Below are 17,304 nucleotides of genomic sequence, written 5' to 3'. Positions count from 1 at the left end.
CGCCAGTGGCGGAAGAGCCTCTAGCAAATGAGTCAGTCGACCTAACGGAAGTCTCATCAGAAGAGACGGCTGGCGAGATTGATGTGCTACCCCTTGAAACAGCTGCTGAGACAAGCGAAGAGCAGTTAGATTTAGAGATCACTGAAGAGAACGACGATAAGGAGTCTCGCAGTTAATGAGTGGTGATCGTCACGGCCTAGCGGGTATTCAAAAAATAGTGGCCATGATTGTCAGTGCGTTCTTCGCAGTGATTGGCTTGCTAGGCTTTAGCAATAGTGGAGATCCGGTTCAGCTGATCCTCTTTCTCGTTGCAGCAATCATCTCTTGGTATGTGATTGGAATGCTGTTCAAGTTGGTTGAACGAATTTTAGACTCCTTAGGTTGAGTTAGGTAAAGGTAATGCAGACAGTGACTAAGGTTGCCGTGTTAGGCGGTGGGAGTTTCGGTACCGTCATCGCCAATATGACGGCTGAAAAAGGTATCCCGACCTCCTTGTGGGTACGTCGAGCTGAACTGGCTAATGATATTAACCAGCAGCGTTGTAACGATCGCTATGTGCCCAACTACCCATTAGCCGACTCCTTGGTTGCGACTGATGATATCGAGTCCGCATTAAAAGACGCTCAGGTTGTCTTTATTGCGATTCCAAGCAGTGGCTTTCGAGCGGTTCTGAATCAAGCTAAACCCTACCTCAGCGATGATCAATTGATCGTCAGTACGACTAAAGGCATTGAAGCCGTTAGCTTCAGTCTGATGAGTCAGATCATGGAGCAGGAGTGCCCAACACATCGATCTGGGGTGATCAGTGGCCCTAACCTGGCCAAAGAGATCGCCAAGCGTGAACTGACCGCTACGGTCATTGCCAGTAACGATGAGAATCTTCGAGAGACGGTTCAAGAGCTTCTTCAGTCTAGCTATTTCCGTGTCTATGCCAGCGCTGATACCTTCGGTGTGGAGCTCGGTGGCACCTTGAAGAACATCTACGCCATTGCGTCCGGCATGAGTGCTGCGTTGGGTATGGGTGAAAACACTAAAAGCATGCTGATCACGCGCTCTCTAGCAGAGATGAGTCGTCTTGCGGTGAGCATGGGCGCTAATCCATTGACCTTCCTTGGATTAGCGGGTGTGGGAGATCTGGTCGTGACCTGTCTATCACCTCTGTCACGTAACTACCGAGTTGGTTATGCGTTGGGGCAGGGTAAGTCGTTGGATCAAGCAGTGGCTGAGCTGGGAGAGGTCGCTGAGGGTGTCAATACACTGAAGTTGGTGAGCGAGCACGCAGAGCAGCAAGATGTCTACATGCCTCTTGTGCGTGGCCTCTACGAGGTAGTCTTTAATCAGGCGCCCGTCAAAGTGGTCATCGGTAAGATGATGGAGGGTGCCCACAGTGCCGATGTTGAGTTTACACTGTCGGGTTCCTGAACATGCGAATCCTATTGATGCGTCATGCGGAGGCTGCCCCTGGCTTCCCGGACGAATCACGTCGCTTAACCCCTTATGGGGAGGCGTCACTGCAAAATCGCCCTGAAGGTCTACAACCTTTCTTAGATGAAGTGACCCACATCTTTGTCAGCCCCTATCAGCGTACTCAGCAGACATTAGCTAACCTTCTGCCCAATCGGGAGGCTCTGCTTCTTGATCTGATTACCCCTGAGGGTGAGCCTGAAGCCGTGTTTAACTATCTGCAATCTCTGCCCGATGAGAGCAGGGTTCTATTAGTGACACACATGCCCTTGGTGGGTCGTCTATTCAGCTCGCTCGTTGAGGGTGAAAGTCGCTTTGGCGTTGGGTTTATGCCCGCTCAAATCGAGGTGGTCGATTGTGATCTGCCTGCAGCGGGGCTGGGTCGCTCCATTGCTCAGTTTACTCATTACCCCTGAACCTACCGCTTACATTTGATAGAAAACAGCATGATTCATCCAAGAGAGATTAGGTTTACCGTTCACAGTCGAACCATTACTGCACTGCAGTGGGGTGAGGATGACCAACCGTTGATTTTGGCACTACACGGTTGGCTAGATAATGCCGAGAGTTACTACAAATTAGCGCCTCACTTGGCGGGTTTTCGTGTTGTCGCTATCGATATGGCAGGGCATGGTCAGTCAGATTGGCGCAGTGCGGATTCGGGCTATCCTGTTTGGGGTTATGTAGAAGATCTTCATGCGGTTAAGCGCCAACTTCAACCCGATGGGGCAATTCGAATACTGGCTCACTCGTTAGGTGCTGGTGTGGCGTCTCTCTACGCCGGGACATTTCCGGATCAGGTGTTAACACTTGGCTTGATAGAGAACCTAGCTCCGTTTACAAACGCCCCCGATCAATTTGCTGAGAATTTAAGCCAGTCGATAACGGATAACTTGTCGATTCAAAAACAGGCTTCTGCTAAATCCAAAGCATTGCTGACCAAGTTAAGAGCAACGGGTCGCTTCCCTGTGCCAGTGGATGCGGCTGAGCGCTTAGTGGTGCGCAGTAGTGAACAACTGCCCAATGGAGAGCTCAGAATACGAGTGGATCCCAGACTCAAATTGCGCTCTTCAGTACGTTTAACAGAAGAGCAGGTTCGCAGCACTCTTGCTCAGATAGAGTCACCTGTTTTGGTGATTGCGGGTCAGTCAGGTTTGAGCCAGGAGCTGACCCAAGCACGCTTACCCTTCGTAAAAAATATCGAATTTAGATGGATGCCGGGTGGGCATCATCTACACTTAGAGGATGAGGTCGTGCCACAGATGGCTGCGGCATTTAATGAGTTTTTTGGTTGAGTGAGTGTGTTGAATGATTAGGCTAGTGTTACATCGACTGTTACCTCTGTTTCTATTCTCCTCCATGACGTATGCGAATGGGGCTGCTCCTCTGCCCAATGGCATCAGTATTGACCCATCCGCTGAGCTCGATAAACAGACCACTCAAACCGTTCGAGATTATCGCTTTCCCTTAGGCGCTGTCGTTAAGATCAATCGAGATGTTCGCATCGATAAAGAGCAGCAACTGTCGGGCCAACTCACGCGTACAACCTGGGAGATGCCAAAATCATTTGATCCCCATGAACTGCTGCAGGTGCTTCGTGATCAAGTAATCACCCAAAAAGGTGAGATCCTGTTTGAGTGTGATGGTAGAGATTGCGGAACCAGTAATATCTGGGCGAATGACCTATTTAATAATGCCGATCTCTATGGTCGTGATGACTACCAACGCTATTTTGCTGCCAAGCTGGGCGACCAATACCTTGCGGCTTACGCGGTAAGGCGGGGTAACCGACGTGTCTATCTTCACCTCGATCAGATCACTGAAGCGGAACAGGCGGTGCCTTGGTTGGTGCTACTAGAAGATCGTGGCTGGGTTAAACTACCCAACATCGAAGAGCCAACCCTTAAGCTGTTAGCTGATCATCTAAAGCAAAACAGTTTGCCCATTCGATTGGTCGGTCATCAGCAGGGCAGTGATCAAGGAATTGCTGAACAGGAATCAATGCGCTTAGTTGAACAGGTGAGGGCTTATCTGGATAGGGCAGGCGTAGCCACTGGCCAACTCGAAGTACACGGATTAGGGGCATTAGCACCCAGTGTGCTGGGTGCCGACCAATCTGCTGTGGTCGTGATCGCTAAATAGAAGATCCGATTGGGTGTCAGACTGGAAGTCAGACACCAAACAGCTGAGGTGATTAGTTTACCAGTGACAGGAATTCTGCACGTGTTGCGGGGTTAGATCGGAAGCTACCCAGCATCATCGATGTCTTCATCATCGCGTTTTGCTTCTCGACACCGCGCATCATCATGCACATGTGTTGCGCTTCAATCACCACGCCTACACCCAGAGCACCGGTAACCTCTTGAAGTGCTTCGGCAATCTCTTTGGTCATGTTCTCTTGGATCTGAAGACGGCGTGCGTACATGTCGACGATACGCGCTATTTTCGACAGACCAATCACTTTACCCTGTGGAATGTATGCAACGTGGGCTTTGCCAATGAAAGGGAGTAGGTGGTGTTCACACATTGAGTAGATCTCAATATTTTTCACGAGCACCATCTCAGAGTTGTCTGATGGGAAAAGCGCACCGTTTACCACCTCTTCAAGCGACTGGTCGTAGCCTTTGGTCAGAAACTTCATCGCTTTTGCAGCGCGTTTAGGCGTATCTAACAAACCTTCGCGGTTAAGATCTTCGCCAATCGCTTCAATGATGTTTTCGTAGGCTTTTTCCATGACTCTATTCCTTTCTCGGGCCCTTTTATGCCCGTTAACAACTAAGCGGGCAAACATACGCCAATGTCTCCCTTGGGTAAAGGTTTACCGGTTGGATTTATTACGCTCATCCGATTTAAGAAGCACGTAGAGTGCTCCGGTTCCGCCATCTTTTGGCTGAGCAGAGCAGAACGCTAGCACGCCCTCTGTCTGTTGCAGCCACTCGCTGACGTAAGTCTTCAAAAGGGCAGGTTTGTTAGGGTCAGTATAGGATTTGCCATGTACGATCAGTACCGATTTGAGGCCCTGCTTACGACAATCCCTAATAAACAGATGCAACTCGTTGCGTGCTTGGTCGACGGTAAATCCGTGCAGATCAAGACCAGCATCCCAACCTAAGTGACCCGATTGCATCCGTTTGATTAACTTCAGTTGAACACCGGGTACTGCAAAAAGAATGCTCTCTTCGGCACTGAGTAATTCGTGATGAGTAGAGTTTAGCCCATCGACGATAAGCTCCTCTTTTTCGGCGGCCGCCAGTCGACGATATTCAATCGATCCCTCATCGGGTTTGTTGACGGGGCGTTGAATATCAGCGCGATTCTGCTCAATCGGCGTCACATCCTTAAAAAGCTCCTTTAGAGAAGCGAAATCACTGATCTTATCACTCTTATCAGACATGTTGATTACAGGTAAACTATGGCAACTTTTGATTCGGATATTATCAGGTTAGCCATGAGCTCAGATCAAGCAGTGATCGAACAACTTCTCACTCTTCGCGATTACGTTCGCTGGACACTCAGTGAGATGAACCGTCACCAAGTCTATTTAGGTCATGGCCATGTAGACGCTTGGGATGAGGCGCTGCAGTTAGTGTTTAATGCGGTTGACCTTCCGTGGGACAGTTCAGCTGAACTGTTAGACGCAAAACTTCTGCCCTCAGAAAGAGAGCGTGTCATCGATTTTGTGCAGCAGCGCTGCCAGCAACGTAAACCATTACCGTACATCACCGGTGAGGCTTGGTTTATGGGACTGCCATTCACGGTTGATGAGCGTGTCCTGGTTCCGCGCTCGCCGATCGCACAGCTGATCGAACAGCAGTTCCAGCCTTGGCTGGGCGATGTGGATGTTGAGCGCGTTCTGGATCTTTGCACCGGCAGTGGTTGTATCGGTATCGCGTGTGCCTATGCGTTTGATCAAGCTGAGGTAGATCTTGCGGATCTATCAGATGATGCACTTGCGGTGGCTAATATCAATGTGGCACGTCATGAGATGGAAGAGCGTGTGCGCGTTGTCCACAGTGATCTGTTTAACAATTTAGAAGGTGAGGTTTACGATCTAATCGTTACCAATCCGCCGTACGTTGATGCTCCCGATGTAGCCTCAATGCCTGCCGAATATCAGCATGAGCCTGAAATGGCGTTAGGCTCAGGTGAGGATGGCCTCGATATTACTCGCCGCATTTTGAAAGAGGCGGGTCGTCATCTGAGTGAACAGGGGCTACTGGTGGTGGAAGTGGGCAATTCAGAGGTGCATCTGATGCAGGCTTACCCTGAGCTTCCACTGATATGGGTTGAGCTCGATCAGGGCGGCAATGGTGTCTTTGTTATTGATGCGCCCAGTCTTCGTGCACACCAAGAATTTATTTAATGACTGAGCCGAGGCTCAAACAGAAGGATTAGGACCATGTCCGGTAATACATACGGAAAGCTTTTCACAATCACCACCTTTGGCGAGAGCCATGGCCCAGCACTGGGGGCCATTGTCGATGGTTGTCCTCCTGGGATTGAGTTGTGTGAAGAGGATCTGCAGCTGGATCTTGATCGTCGTAAACCAGGAACATCACGTCACACGACGCAGCGTCGCGAACCGGACCAAGTGAAGATTCTGTCTGGGGTTTTTGAAGGTAAGACAACCGGTACATCCATTGGTTTGCTGATCGAGAATACTGATCAACGTTCAAAAGATTACGGCAACATCAAATATCAATTCCGTCCTGCTCACGCCGACTACACCTATCATCACAAGTACGGTATCCGTGACTACCGTGGTGGTGGTCGATCTTCTGCTCGTGAGACTGCGATGCGTGTAGCAGCCGGTGCTATTGCGAAGAAAGTACTGGCGAAGCAGGGCATTGAAATTCGTGGATACCTGTCACAACTCGGTCCTATTGCTATTGATCACACTCAGTTTGATTGGAATGAAGTGGGTAATAACCCCTTTTTCTCACCTGATGCTGATGCTGCAGCAAAAATGGAAGTCTACATGGACGAGTTACGCAAAGAGGGTAACTCAGTGGGCGCTAAGATCTCTGTCGTTGCTTCGGGTGTTCCTGTCGGGCTGGGTGAACCTATTTTCGATCGCTTGGATGCCGATCTTGCCCACTCACTGATGAGTATCAATGCCGTGAAAGGGGTAGAGATTGGTGATGGTTTTGCATCGGTTGCGCAAAAAGGGACTGAGCATCGCGATGAGATGACGAAAGAGGGCTTCATTTCGAATCACGCGGGTGGAATCTTAGGCGGTATCTCCAGTGGCCAAGATATCATTGCGCACATCGCGCTTAAGCCAACCTCAAGCATGCGCCTGCCTGGACGCAGTATTGATAAGTTTGGTAATGAAGTGGAGGTGGTTACCAAAGGCCGTCATGACCCCTGTGTCGGTATTCGTGCCACACCCATTGCAGAAGCGATGATGGCTCTGACTTTGGTTGATCATCTGCTGCGTCATCGCGGCCAAAATGCGGATGTATCGGTTGATACGCCGGTGCTGGGTCAGCTTTAAGATGTTAAAGACCCCTTACTACCTTATCGATCGATCGAAACTCCAAAAGAACCTGGAGAAGATCGCCTACGTACGTGAGCAATCGGGTGCTAAATCTCTGCTAGCACTGAAATGCTTCGCGACCTGGTCCGTGTTTGATCAAATGTCGCAATATATGGACGGTACAACCTCATCCTCACTCTATGAAGTTAAGCTAGGTCATGACAAGTTTCCCGGTGAAACACACGCTTACTCGGTCGCCTATGACGATCATGAGATAGAGGAGGTGCTCGCTAACTGTGACAAGATCATCTTCAACACCATCAATCAGTTTGAACGCTTTGAAGAGCAGAGCCGTGACAAGACGCGTGGCTTGCGCGTGAATCCGGGTATTTCAACCTCTGAGTTCATCATTGCCGATCCAGCACGTCCGTATAGCCGCCTGGGTGAATGGGACCCTGAGCGTATCGAAACGGTAGTCGATAAAATTTCCGGTTTCATGTTCCACAACAATTGTGAAAATGGCGATTTTGAGCGTTTCAGTGCCATGCTCAGTGATATCGAAGCGCGCTTTGGCCACCTGATTGCCAAAATGAAATGGATCAGTCTAGGGGGTGGTATCCACTTTACCGGGGATGATTATCCGCTTGATCAATTCTGTCAGCGTTTGAAGTCCTTCTCTGAAACCTATGGTGTTCAGGTCTATTTAGAGCCTGGTGAAGCGGCCATTACCAAGAGCACAACGCTCGAAGTATCGGTATTAGATACACTCTACAACGGTAAGCACCTAGCGATTGTTGATAGCTCGATTGAAGCGCATATGCTCGATCTTTTGATCTATCGAGAGGACGCTCGTATGTCACCTTGTGATGGTGAGTACAGCTATCAACTGTGCGGTAAGTCTTGCTTGGCAGGCGATATTTTTGGTGAGTTTAATTTTAATCATGAGCTTAAAGCCGGTGATCGACTCTCAATAGAGGATGCGGGTGGCTACACCATGGTTAAGAAAAACTGGTTCAATGGTGTGAAAATGCCCTCTATAGCCATTAAAGAGTTTGATGGTTCGATCAAACTTGTTCGTGAATTTGGTTATCAGGACTTTGTCGATAACCTCTCTTAATAGTGTTAAGTAACGCATCGGAGTGCGCGATCTTATGAAAAAGAATGTACTAATTATTGGCGGCGGTGGTGTTGCCCAGGTGGTGGCGCATAAATGCGCCCAACACAACGATATCCTCGGTGATATAGCGATCGCTTCAAGAACCAAATCGAAGTGTGACGCGATCATCGACAGCATCCACGAGAAGGGTGCAATGAAGGTGGATGGCAAGTTAACGGCTCATGCACTGGATGCAATGGATACAGCCGCGACGGTTGCATTGATCAAAGCGACGGGCTCTGAGATCGTGCTTAATGTCGGTTCAGCCTTCGTCAATATGTCGGTACTTGAAGCCTGTATTGAAACGGGTGTCGCTTACCTAGACACCGCTATTCACGAAGACCCACTTAAGATTTGTGAAAACCCACCTTGGTACGGTAACTACGAGTGGAAACGTCGCGAGCGCTGTAAAGAGACAGGCACCACGGCTATTTTGGGCTGTGGCTTTGATCCAGGTGTCGTAAACGCTTATGCGGCACTGGCTAAAAATAAGTACTTCGATACGCTCGAGTCAGTCGACATTATCGACATCAATGCGGGCGATCACGGTCACTGGTTCGCCACCAACTTCGACCCTGAGATCAACTTCCGTGAGTTTACCGGACGTGTCTACTCTTGGCAGAACAATCAGTGGCAAACCAACCAGATGTTTGAGATCAGTCGTACTGACGATCTGCCTGTGGTGGGTGAGCGCACAAGCTACATGACGGGTCACGATGAGATCCACTCTCTATCAGCCAACCTAGGTTGTCCTAATGTACGTTTCTGGATGGGCTTTGGGGAACGTTACATCACCGTATTCACGGTTCTAAAGAATCTGGGTCTTCTCTCTGAGCAGCCAATCGAAACGGCTGAAGGGCAGAGTGTTGTCCCTCTTAAAGTGGTTAAAGCTTGTCTTCCAGATCCTGCGTCACTTGCACCCAACTACACCGGTAAGACCTGTATAGGTGATCAGGTGAAAGGAACTAAAGATGGTCAAGAGCGTGAAGTGTTCATCTACAACGTTGCTGACCATAAAGATGCCTACAATGAGGTCGGTAGCCAGGGTATCTCCTACACCGCTGGTGTTCCACCGGTTGCAGCTGCGTTATTGATTGCGACGGGTGAATGGGATTGTAAAACGATGGTTAACGTAGAGGAGTTGGATCCACGTCCATTCCTGAATCATCTTAACCACATGGGTCTGCCAACATGGATCCGTGACGAAAATGGAGAGCGTCCGCTCGATTTCTCTTAATATCGACTAGCTCCCATCAAGCCCAGATGTTATAACGAAAACTTGTTATCGCACTGGGCTTTTTTAATGCTTGAACTCTTCCCTTGGGCCGCGTTTCTGGTGGCCATTACCCTATTAACACTGACCCCCGGTGTCGATACGATGATGGTATTGCGACGCTCTGTAGGCAGTCGAAGCCAGGGGTTTTTAGCCAGTCTTGGTATCTGCTTGGGGCTGTTTGTGCACGGAACATTGAGTGCATTAGGCGTGGCTGCCATTCTGGCCAGTTCAGAAACACTGTTCTTTTACATGCAGATGTTAGGAGCAGGCTATTTGATCTATCTTGCACTGCAAGCGTTTAAAGATCTGTTCAGAGGACGCGCATTGATTTTGGAAACTGCTACTAATGAAAGCGCTCTACGCTCGGCCTTCTACCAAGGTTTTCTCAACAATCTGTTAAACCCGAAAACCTTACTCTTCTATATGGCTCTGTTACCGCAATTTCTGGTATCGGGCTATTCACCTCTCCTACAGTCTCTGATGATGGCGTTAATCCATTTTTGTATTGCCATGGTCTGGCAGGGTGGTTTGGTATTAGGTGTCGATCGAGCCCGTCATCTTCTGTTCAATAGAGGTGTGATCAGAGCCTTAAATGGCTTAAGTGGAACTGTTTATCTGATGTTCGGACTACGCCTCTTACTTGGTGAGCGTAGTTAACGATGCGCCTTGAGCTGAGACTTTCGCTTTTCTACTACACCTTCTTCTCGCTGTTAGGGGTGGTGATGCCCTTTTGGGCTCCCTACCTGAGTCATGAAGGTTTCAATGCTGAGGAGATTGGACTCCTGTTGGGCGCGTTTCACCTCTCTAGGCTTTATGCTCCCAGCATTTGGGGCTATGTGGCCGATCGTCATATGGAGCGCATGCGGGTTGTTAAACTGGGTGCGCTGCTGGCTGTATTAGCCTTTATTCCGGTGCTGTTCATTGAGGGGTTTTGGCCGCTGCTGCTTGCGATGCTCTGCTTCTCATTTTTCTGGAATGCGATTTTGCCGCAATTTGAAGTAGTGACCTTAAGTCATCTAGGTGAGAAGCGAGATCGCTATGGGAAAATTCGTTTGTGGGGCTCCGTTGGGTTCATAGCGGCTACCTTGATCGGTGGTGAGTTGTTCATAGACGATCAGATCGAGTGGGTGCCTATTGGGTTGTTGGTGGTATTAATTGCTATCTACTTTGCAACCTGGACGGTTCCCAAGCCGGCTGCCGCACCGATCAATTCAGCCAAATCTGTCTCTGTTGCAAAGGTGATGAGACGTCCTGAAGTGATGCAGTTCTTTGCGCTGATCTTTTTTGCACAATTGGCTCACGGCCCCTACAACGGTTTTTACACGCTCTTGCTGCAACAAGAGGGGTACAGCGGCTTATCCATAGGTTTATTGTGGTCTTTAGGTGTTCTGGCTGAGATAGCGATGTTCGCTGTGTTGCACAAATTGTGGCAACGCTTTTCGCTCGTAAGTGTCTTTATGGCGAGTTTAATGCTGGCAGTGCTGCGCTGGTTAATGATGGCAACCCTGTCTGACTTACTGTTAATGATCATACTCTCTCAACTGCTACATGCGGCCAGTTTTGCGGTGCTGCATGCCAGTGGTATTCGTATTGTGCAGCAGCTCTTTCCCGCTGGAAGCGAGGGCAGGGCGCAGGCTCTGCACTCTAGTCTCGGCTTTGGTTTGGGTGGTCTGTTTGGTTCCATCATTGCCGGCTACCTTTGGCACCACTTCGGTTCTGGCGTTAGTTTCATCTTTGCGGCGGCGGCCAGTCTCGTAGCTCTGTTGTTGATATCCTTCGGAAAGTTGCCGGCAAAAGTGCAGCAAAATAGCTAAAAAGGTTTTTTTGCAGTGCGAAAATAAACGCGTTATGCTCAAGCCTACAGGCTTCTTAAAAGTGCTGCATGGAGATCGTTATGAAAATCAGTGTAGATGTTGATTTAACCCCAGAAGAGTTTCGCCGCACCCTAGGTCTACCCGATGTGTCCGAAATTCAAAAAGAGTTAGTTGAACAGTTTAGACAGCAGATGCTTAATGGCGCAGATGGTTATGACGCTCTCTCTTTAATGCAGCCCTATCTAAATTCAGGCCTAAATTCGATGGAGGCCATGCAAAAGGCTTTCTTCGGAATGATGACCAGCAACACTAGCGATAAGAACGATAAATAATTGTTGAGGTACTTTTGTGCGCATTCTTCGTAAATATACAAACCGCCGTCTCTACGACACATCTCGCAGCTGCTACGTTACCCTAGAAGATGTAAAGCAGCTGGTAATGAACGGTGAGACCTTTCAGGTTCAGGATTCTAAAACAGGCCAAGATTTAACGCGCAACATTCTCCTGCAAATCATCTCTGAGCAAGAGGCTGATGGGGGTGGTACCTTGCTAACCAATCAGGTGCTTCAGCAACTCATCCGCTTTTACGGTGATAGCATGCAGGGCATGATGAGCCAGTACCTAGAACAGAGCATCAGCGCCTTCCTAGAGCACCAAGATCGTATCCGTGATCAGATGGAGACGATGATGGGCGCAGCCAATCCATTAACGATGATGAACAAATTGACGGATCAGAACATGGCCTTCTGGAATATGTTCAATCCAACGGCTAAACAAGAGGGTGAGAAAGAGGAGAAATAGCTCTTTTCTTGGTTTCTCATTCGACAAAAAAGAGAGCTTTTGCTCTCTTTTTGTTACTTAAGTGCCTGTTCTATCTGATCCAATGAGATCGGCTTGGGGATAACCTCTTTGGCGCCTTTAATTATCATCTGCTCTGTCTCATTACCCGTAATCGCTGCCGTGCATCCCAAAATCGTCCCTTTGAAATCTTGTTTCGTGAGTTGCTCGATCAGTTCTAAGCCATTCATTTCTGGCATGTTCAGATCCGTAATCACCAGATCAAAACTATCTCTTTTTACAAGCTGCAACGCATCACGACCGTTATCAGCAACCTCTACATGTGCACCAACTTTACTTAACATCTTTTGGGTCAGTAGCTGAAGCGTCTTATTATCCTCTGCTATCAGAATTCGCATGTCTGAAAAGTTGATTGAATCTCTTATCTGCGATGAATTTTTAATCTCAGGTTCATTAACGGCAAATTCCAGTATGAATTTTGCACCCCCTAGTTCTGAAGTGCTGTAGTCCAATTTAGCCTCAATAGCATTGGCAATCTCTTTTACGATGTACAACCCAAGTCCTGTACCGTCCGCGTCTGTTTTGCCTCGATTAAATGGCTTTAATAGATCCTCTAATGCTTCTTTAGGGATGCCTACGCCGTCATCTTCAACAACGATTTGCAACAGGTTTTGATCGCTTGCATGTGTCAGAGAGACAGCAATCTGGTGACCCCCGCTGTGAATCGATGCATTCTTGATTAGGTTTGTGCAGATTTGTCGAATGGCTTGTACAGGCAGTACAAATTGACCGCTCTCTTGTAAGCTGAGAGTCAATTGCTGTTGGCGTTGAAGCAGAAGTCCATGAAGCGATCCGCAAACACCTTGAATAATGGATTCCGGAGTTGCTGTTTTAAATTGAACTACTCGTTTTTCTGGTTCGCCAATAAAGCGAAGATCTTCTAAAACATCGAGTAAGTTGCTGGCAGTCGATTTTAAATAGGTATCGATCTCTTCGCGGGGTATCGATTCATCTTTAAGTAGCATGTTGATCGATGCAATAGGGGTACGCAATTCATGTCCAACCACTGCGAAAAACTGTTTTTGTTGTTCCTGTTTAGCTTTGAGTTGTTCTAACGCAAGTCTGAGCTCTTTCTCTCTGGCTAATCGCTCTGTTTGATCCAGTACCACGCTTACCCAATGTTCATTCATTAGACTGTCCGCTGGGTTACAAATCGTTCTCACTTCAACAGGGAACTCACGATCATCATCTAGCTTATACAGGGACTCATGAGACAAGTTTTGGTCAAAAACCCTATTCTTGATCTGGTTCTCTGAGCTGAGTAGATCCATTTCCCAGATTGGCACAGCCTGTTGAGCATTAATCTTAATCCCTGTTTTTTCTGACAGATAAGGGTTTATCTCAACAATTTTTCCGGTTGCAGTCTCGGTGCGGTGAATGCCGATTTCTAGGTCGCTGAATAGGTCAACGACACGTTCTGCACGCAACGCATGAATTCGCCAGTATTCCCGCTCAATGAGCGTTTGAAGGAGGCAGAGGGTCTCCTCTTTGATGTCATCAAAGTGATTGGGTTGACTGTCATAGACGGCAAAGTGAGCTAGGGTACCCGCAGTGGGGTGGTTGATCGGTAAGCCAAGAAAGCTCTCTAATCCTGAACCCTCTTTTTTGATGAAGTCTTTCTGGACATCACAGGGTATAGAGACCTTTTTCCCTTTATAAACCAGTGCACAGGGTTGATCGGTCATGCAGTACACCCAGGGTTCAGAAGGCTCCTCCCCACGAAAAGCGGCATGGCCTTCAATCAGCTCAGCGTGGCTATCAACTAACACACCTACAAAAACCAGAGAGGGTGAATAGGCTTCGCTGAAAGCCTGTGTGATCTTACTCAGAATATCGTGATGATCTGCTGTTTTTGACAGTTCAATCAGACGGTTTATCAAGTGTCGGTTTCGCATCTATTGACTCTAGTAGGGAATTAGGAAACATCAATAAACAAATGCAAAAAATAGGCCAGCTTTGGAAATGTTGAGGAGTATTTAACACTATTGGCCTTTGAGAATTGATCACTGTTCTGAACATTTACGTAAGCAAATCATAAATTGAGGACTCTTAAATTGAATCATATACGCGGTATTGTTTTTGACCTTGATGGAACGCTTGTGACATCCACACTGGATTTCAATCAAATTCGTTTGGATATCGGGTGTCCAGCTGATGTAGATGTGTTGAGTTTTGTTGAAACACTTTCATTGCCAGAGAGGGCTGACGCCGAAGCGATTATCCACCAACACGAAGTTGAGAAGAATTTTTCTCTGCCTAACCCGTCCATCATGATGGTGGGTGATTACAAATACGATCTAGAGGCTGGACGCAACGCGAACATGTCTACCTGTTTGGTAAATTGTGAAGGCGAACCCGACTACCTACATCTTTCAGATCATCGTTACTCGAGTTTTATCCACCTTCACAGTGCGTTCTTTGCAGGTCGATAAATGCCTTACAGGTTAAATGAAGCGAAAACCACGTAAATATTTTTCGCAACGAAAACCGCAGGTGCTGTTAGTAGAACGCCTACTGTTAAAAAGACACCAAATCTGTTCATTTTGCTTGGAAGGACAAGGTCTTTCAAAACAACAAACACCATGAACAAAACCAGTGCAAAAACAAAGATACTGGTTATCAGCATATCCAGTTCGTGAGGGGCTGGGTTCAACTTAGTACTCCTAAGTGAGGGTTTTAAATCACTGTGATGTACGATCAGAGTTTGAAACAAGTTCAATATGTCACATTAGTCATGTACCGTTTAGCGTTGGCTTGTTGTAAGTGAATGCTTCTAATATTCTCACCATGTTAGAAAAAAGGTAGGTCACAAATGATGGATTTCATCAAAAGAGTTAAGTCGGATGCTGCTGACATTCCGGGTCTGTTTTTAACAACGTTTTCCGCATCCGAAGGTGAGGGTGAGGGTGAAGGCGCATTAATTCGTGAGCTGGTTACTGATCTATTTACCCTGCCAGAAGAAGATGTCCTGTGCTTTATGGCTCTTGAGGATGATCAGCTTCTTGGGGCAGTGCTATTCTCGAAGTTTATCTACACCGATCAAATACATGGCTTACTTCTCTCACCGATGGCTGTAATTCCTGAGGCTCAAGGTAAGGGGGTGGGTCAAAATCTAATCAGATTTGCAATCGAGCAGTTGAAGGAGGCGTCTTACCCATTTCTGGTTACTTATGGCGACCCCAATTTTTACTCCAAACTGGGGTTTCAATCGATCAGTGAGAAACAGCTTCCGGCTCCATACATGCTTTCCATGCCGCAGGGGTGGTTGGCTTTATCATTGGATGGCAAAGCTCTGCCAAGGTCTACCAACAAACCACAGTGTGTTGAACCTTTTTGCAATCCTGGTATTTGGTGATTTACGAAAAAATGAGTGCTTTTGCTATTTTTGGCTCAAGTGCGTCTCGATGGCATCAATCACTTGGGAACGACAGCGATCACTGATGAAGGCGCCGATGTGGCCGGCAGGGAGAGCCAACTCTTGGTAGGGGGTGTTGGGGGTAATGGCTGTTTGTAACGCTTGGCTTGAGGCAGGTGGTACCAAGTGGTCTTTAGTCCCAAAGATATTCAATATGGGGGAGCGAATGGACGTTAGCTTAACGGCTTTGGAGTCGACATAGAATGATCCTTGAATCAGTCCATTCCCTTTAAAAAATGTCTCTGCAAACTCTATAGTGGCCCGGCCTGCTAGATCAGGACTGTCATTGATCCACTGCTCCATTCGCAAGAATAGCTCGGCGCTTGTCGGGTCTTGAATCGAGCGGCTCAGGCCCATCTCTTTTACGACACCCAGTTGCAGTGGTTTAAGCGCAGCGTAGATCTGATTGAGAAACTGACCCGGAAGGTTTCCATAGGATTTGACCAGCTGTTCAATGTTCGTCTCTCGGACCATTTCGCTAAGCGTAAACCCCTCGACATCAGTATCCACGGGTGTGACCAAAGTGACCAGTTTACGAACACGCTCTGGTTTTAAACTCGCATAAGCGAGAGAGAATACGCCACCCTGGCATATGCCCATTAGGTCAATCTGTTCAAAACCGGAACGCTCTATAACGCACTGCACGACGCTATCTAGATAGTCGCCAATGTAGTCATCAAGTCCAATATGTCGATCACACAGATCGGGATAACCCCAATCGATCAGATAGATATCACGCCCTTTGGCTCGTAAATCTTGAACCAGTGAACGGTCGGGGGCTAAATCGAGAATAGTGGGTCGATTAACCAGCGCGTAACAGATAATCAGCGGCGGCTGTCTGCGTCGTCCAGACTGTTTAAAGTGCAGCAGTCTCATCTTATCGAGGGTTAACACCACCTCGGCTTTCAGTGAGCTATCCTCCAAAGGGGGGAGTTCACTGAGTACCGCCATAGCCTTAGCCAGCTCTTTTTGTGAATCGAGCAGGGCTTGGTTATAGCGATTAGCCATTGTGATCACCTGATTCAAGGGCAGAGAGTCGCTTCTCTAACTGTCGAATGCGTCTGCGTTGTTGATCGAGCTGTTCAATCATTCTATCGAGTTGCTCAGGTGAGGGGAGTCCCGCTTGCTCTGTAAGTTGCGTCAGAAGTTGTTTCCATGCCAGTTTTAGATCGGCCCATCCATTCAGCCACCCGCTTTGAGCTAGCTGCATCGAGGGCTCTTGGAATTGAACCTGGTAGGTGTTGTCGTAGATCTTCCCCCAGAGCTCAATCTGATCCTTGGCAGAGAGTGAGTCATCGAATTGCTCTTGCCAGGTCTGCGTTGCCAACTCAGTAATCTGATTCATCTCTTCGGTCAGTGTTTGGCCTGCTTGCTGCCACTGCATAAAGGATTCAATCAGTTGGTTAAGTTTTTCAAACTGAGGAGTGTTCAATGAGGATTTTAACTGCTCAAATTTAGCGAGTTGCTCCTCATTAAACAGGGTCGATAAGTGGGTGTGAGTGAACAAGAGCGGTGCCATCTGCTGTGGCAAACTCGCCTGTTGCAGAAGAAGTTGGACGTTGAATTGGTGCAACTCTTCTCTTAGCTTTTTCAGTTGCTCGCTGGAGTCGGTCGCTTGATCCTGCAGTGCTTCAACCACACTCATCATCGCTTTGGAGTTTTGAGCAAGCGTTTTGATCCACTGGGCATGATTACTAGAGAGTTGTTCAGGGTGCGTTTGGAACTGATCCATTAGATGGTTCCACTCATTTAAACGAGTGGTATCGATAACAGATCCCGTCTGCTCGAACTGCTGCAGCCATTGATTGAACTGATCTAGAAGCGGATGGTTCACGCTAAGCC

General features: G+C 47.9%; 21 protein-coding genes. 15 read left to right on the top strand and 6 right to left on the bottom strand.

All coding sequences use genetic code 11. The annotated features are described in order from the left end of the window. The first annotated feature begins 175 nt into the window (after window positions 1-175). Genes XMD530_RS03965 through XMD530_RS03945 form a run of 5 tightly spaced genes read left to right on the top strand, consistent with a single transcriptional unit; the run spans window position 176 to window position 3,606 of the window. Window positions 176-385: a hypothetical protein gene (locus XMD530_RS03965; protein WP_173482411.1), complete on the top strand. Its 210-nt coding sequence runs from the start codon at window positions 176-178 to the stop codon at window positions 383-385. Between the two features lie 14 nt (window positions 386-399). After that, window positions 400-1,422, top strand: coding sequence for an NAD(P)H-dependent glycerol-3-phosphate dehydrogenase (locus tag XMD530_RS03960; protein ID WP_173505972.1), 1,023 nt, complete (start codon window positions 400-402; stop codon window positions 1,420-1,422). 2 nt (window positions 1,423-1,424) lie between these two features. After that, the gene (locus XMD530_RS03955) at window positions 1,425-1,880 is read left to right on the top strand and encodes a histidine phosphatase family protein (RefSeq protein WP_173488929.1); all 456 of its coding nucleotides are present in this window, start codon (window positions 1,425-1,427) and stop codon (window positions 1,878-1,880) included. A 30-nt stretch (window positions 1,881-1,910) separates the two neighbouring features. Continuing rightward, entirely contained in the window at window positions 1,911-2,759 is an 849-nt protein-coding gene (locus XMD530_RS03950; RefSeq protein ID WP_173480814.1) for an alpha/beta fold hydrolase, read from the top strand. Between the two features lie 25 nt (window positions 2,760-2,784). Further along, entirely contained in the window at window positions 2,785-3,606 is an 822-nt protein-coding gene (locus XMD530_RS03945; RefSeq protein ID WP_173498082.1) for a DUF4892 domain-containing protein, read from the top strand. A 52-nt stretch (window positions 3,607-3,658) separates the two neighbouring features. Here XMD530_RS03945 and folE read toward each other — a convergent pair whose 3' ends face one another. Both folE and XMD530_RS03935 read right to left on the bottom strand, forming a co-directional pair. Further along, window positions 3,659-4,198: a GTP cyclohydrolase I FolE gene (gene folE / locus XMD530_RS03940; protein WP_173480816.1), complete on the bottom strand. Its 540-nt coding sequence runs from the start codon at window positions 4,196-4,198 to the stop codon at window positions 3,659-3,661. An 84-nt stretch (window positions 4,199-4,282) separates the two neighbouring features. Beyond that, a complete protein-coding gene (locus tag XMD530_RS03935; RefSeq protein WP_173506776.1) occupies window positions 4,283-4,858 on the bottom strand; it encodes a Smr/MutS family protein in 576 nt (191 codons plus the stop codon). 54 nt (window positions 4,859-4,912) lie between these two features. Between XMD530_RS03935 and prmB the strand changes: the two genes are divergently transcribed. The 8 genes from prmB (at window position 4,913) to phaR (ending at window position 11,990) form a co-directional block, all read left to right on the top strand. Continuing rightward, the gene (gene prmB, locus XMD530_RS03930) at window positions 4,913-5,827 is read left to right on the top strand and encodes a 50S ribosomal protein L3 N(5)-glutamine methyltransferase (protein ID WP_173506775.1); all 915 of its coding nucleotides are present in this window, start codon (window positions 4,913-4,915) and stop codon (window positions 5,825-5,827) included. A gap of 36 nt (window positions 5,828-5,863) precedes the next feature. Further along, window positions 5,864-6,961 carry a chorismate synthase gene (aroC, locus tag XMD530_RS03925; protein WP_173506774.1) on the top strand — a complete coding sequence of 366 codons (1,098 nt, stop codon included), beginning with the start codon at window positions 5,864-5,866 and terminating at the stop codon, window positions 6,959-6,961. Between the two features lies 1 nt (window position 6,962). Beyond that, window positions 6,963-8,060, top strand: a complete 1,098-nt coding sequence (gene nspC / locus XMD530_RS03920; RefSeq protein ID WP_173506773.1) for a carboxynorspermidine decarboxylase — start codon at window positions 6,963-6,965, stop codon at window positions 8,058-8,060. Window positions 8,061-8,094: 34 nt separating this feature from the next. Then, a complete protein-coding gene (locus XMD530_RS03915; RefSeq protein WP_173506772.1) occupies window positions 8,095-9,336 on the top strand; it encodes a saccharopine dehydrogenase family protein in 1,242 nt (413 codons plus the stop codon). Window positions 9,337-9,402: 66 nt separating this feature from the next. Next, window positions 9,403-10,032, top strand: coding sequence for a LysE family translocator (locus XMD530_RS03910; protein ID WP_173506771.1), 630 nt, complete (start codon window positions 9,403-9,405; stop codon window positions 10,030-10,032). A gap of 2 nt (window positions 10,033-10,034) precedes the next feature. Then, window positions 10,035-11,189 carry an MFS transporter gene (locus tag XMD530_RS03905; protein WP_173506770.1) on the top strand — a complete coding sequence of 385 codons (1,155 nt, stop codon included), beginning with the start codon at window positions 10,035-10,037 and terminating at the stop codon, window positions 11,187-11,189. An 80-nt stretch (window positions 11,190-11,269) separates the two neighbouring features. Further along, on the top strand, window positions 11,270-11,521 hold the full coding sequence (locus tag XMD530_RS03900; protein ID WP_173480824.1) for a DUF6489 family protein: 252 nt from the start codon (window positions 11,270-11,272) through the stop codon (window positions 11,519-11,521). A 16-nt stretch (window positions 11,522-11,537) separates the two neighbouring features. Further along, entirely contained in the window at window positions 11,538-11,990 is a 453-nt protein-coding gene (gene phaR / locus XMD530_RS03895) for a polyhydroxyalkanoate synthesis repressor PhaR (RefSeq protein ID WP_173488921.1), read from the top strand. A 53-nt stretch (window positions 11,991-12,043) separates the two neighbouring features. On the opposite strand, the gene XMD530_RS03890 is transcribed toward phaR, so the two are convergent. Continuing rightward, complete coding sequence (locus XMD530_RS03890; RefSeq protein ID WP_173506769.1) at window positions 12,044-13,942, bottom strand: response regulator; 1,899 nt, start codon at window positions 13,940-13,942, stop codon at window positions 12,044-12,046. Between the two features lie 159 nt (window positions 13,943-14,101). Between XMD530_RS03890 and XMD530_RS03885 the strand changes: the two genes are divergently transcribed. Beyond that, complete coding sequence (locus tag XMD530_RS03885) at window positions 14,102-14,479, top strand: HAD family hydrolase (protein ID WP_217364157.1); 378 nt, start codon at window positions 14,102-14,104, stop codon at window positions 14,477-14,479. Window positions 14,480-14,484: 5 nt separating this feature from the next. Here XMD530_RS03885 and XMD530_RS03880 read toward each other — a convergent pair whose 3' ends face one another. After that, complete coding sequence (locus tag XMD530_RS03880; RefSeq protein WP_173506767.1) at window positions 14,485-14,700, bottom strand: hypothetical protein; 216 nt, start codon at window positions 14,698-14,700, stop codon at window positions 14,485-14,487. A 159-nt stretch (window positions 14,701-14,859) separates the two neighbouring features. Between XMD530_RS03880 and XMD530_RS03875 the strand changes: the two genes are divergently transcribed. After that, complete coding sequence (locus XMD530_RS03875) at window positions 14,860-15,402, top strand: GNAT family N-acetyltransferase (RefSeq protein WP_173494407.1); 543 nt, start codon at window positions 14,860-14,862, stop codon at window positions 15,400-15,402. 24 nt (window positions 15,403-15,426) lie between these two features. On the opposite strand, the gene XMD530_RS03870 is transcribed toward XMD530_RS03875, so the two are convergent. Both XMD530_RS03870 and XMD530_RS03865 read right to left on the bottom strand, forming a co-directional pair. Continuing rightward, on the bottom strand, window positions 15,427-16,470 hold the full coding sequence (locus XMD530_RS03870; protein ID WP_173506766.1) for an alpha/beta fold hydrolase: 1,044 nt from the start codon (window positions 16,468-16,470) through the stop codon (window positions 15,427-15,429). Further along, on the bottom strand, window positions 16,463-17,296 hold the full coding sequence (locus tag XMD530_RS03865) for a hypothetical protein (RefSeq protein ID WP_173498941.1): 834 nt from the start codon (window positions 17,294-17,296) through the stop codon (window positions 16,463-16,465). The genes XMD530_RS03870 and XMD530_RS03865 overlap by 8 nt, the downstream gene beginning before the upstream one ends. Window positions 17,297-17,304 lie beyond the last annotated feature (8 nt).

This window comes from Marinobacterium sp. xm-d-530 (assembly GCF_013283365.1).
In the GTDB taxonomy this organism is placed as follows: Bacteria; Pseudomonadota; Gammaproteobacteria; order Pseudomonadales; family Balneatricaceae; genus Marinobacterium_E.
The sequence above is the reverse complement of the archived record's forward strand: the minus strand, read 5'-3'. Positions and strand labels throughout refer to the sequence as shown.

Excerpts from the sequence above, each read along its gene's own strand:
- XMD530_RS03965 (WP_173482411.1), top strand. The coding sequence starts at position 176 with ATGAGTGGTGATCGTCACGGCCTAGCGGGTATTCAAAAAATAGTGGCC.
- XMD530_RS03960 (WP_173505972.1), top strand. The coding sequence starts at position 400 with ATGCAGACAGTGACTAAGGTTGCCGTGTTAGGCGGTGGGAGTTTCGGT.
- XMD530_RS03955 (WP_173488929.1), top strand. The coding sequence starts at position 1,425 with ATGCGAATCCTATTGATGCGTCATGCGGAGGCTGCCCCTGGCTTCCCG.
- XMD530_RS03950 (WP_173480814.1), top strand. The coding sequence starts at position 1,911 with ATGATTCATCCAAGAGAGATTAGGTTTACCGTTCACAGTCGAACCATT.
- folE (WP_173480816.1), bottom strand. The coding sequence starts at position 4,198 with ATGGAAAAAGCCTACGAAAACATCATTGAAGCGATTGGCGAAGATCTT.
- XMD530_RS03935 (WP_173506776.1), bottom strand. The coding sequence starts at position 4,858 with ATGTCTGATAAGAGTGATAAGATCAGTGATTTCGCTTCTCTAAAGGAG.
- prmB (WP_173506775.1), top strand. The coding sequence starts at position 4,913 with ATGAGCTCAGATCAAGCAGTGATCGAACAACTTCTCACTCTTCGCGAT.
- aroC (WP_173506774.1), top strand. The coding sequence starts at position 5,864 with ATGTCCGGTAATACATACGGAAAGCTTTTCACAATCACCACCTTTGGC.
- nspC (WP_173506773.1), top strand. The coding sequence starts at position 6,963 with ATGTTAAAGACCCCTTACTACCTTATCGATCGATCGAAACTCCAAAAG.
- XMD530_RS03915 (WP_173506772.1), top strand. The coding sequence starts at position 8,095 with ATGAAAAAGAATGTACTAATTATTGGCGGCGGTGGTGTTGCCCAGGTG.
- XMD530_RS03910 (WP_173506771.1), top strand. The coding sequence starts at position 9,403 with ATGCTTGAACTCTTCCCTTGGGCCGCGTTTCTGGTGGCCATTACCCTA.
- XMD530_RS03905 (WP_173506770.1), top strand. The coding sequence starts at position 10,035 with ATGCGCCTTGAGCTGAGACTTTCGCTTTTCTACTACACCTTCTTCTCG.
- XMD530_RS03900 (WP_173480824.1), top strand. The coding sequence starts at position 11,270 with ATGAAAATCAGTGTAGATGTTGATTTAACCCCAGAAGAGTTTCGCCGC.
- XMD530_RS03890 (WP_173506769.1), bottom strand. The coding sequence starts at position 13,942 with ATGCGAAACCGACACTTGATAAACCGTCTGATTGAACTGTCAAAAACA.
- XMD530_RS03875 (WP_173494407.1), top strand. The coding sequence starts at position 14,860 with ATGATGGATTTCATCAAAAGAGTTAAGTCGGATGCTGCTGACATTCCG.
- XMD530_RS03870 (WP_173506766.1), bottom strand. The coding sequence starts at position 16,470 with ATGGCTAATCGCTATAACCAAGCCCTGCTCGATTCACAAAAAGAGCTG.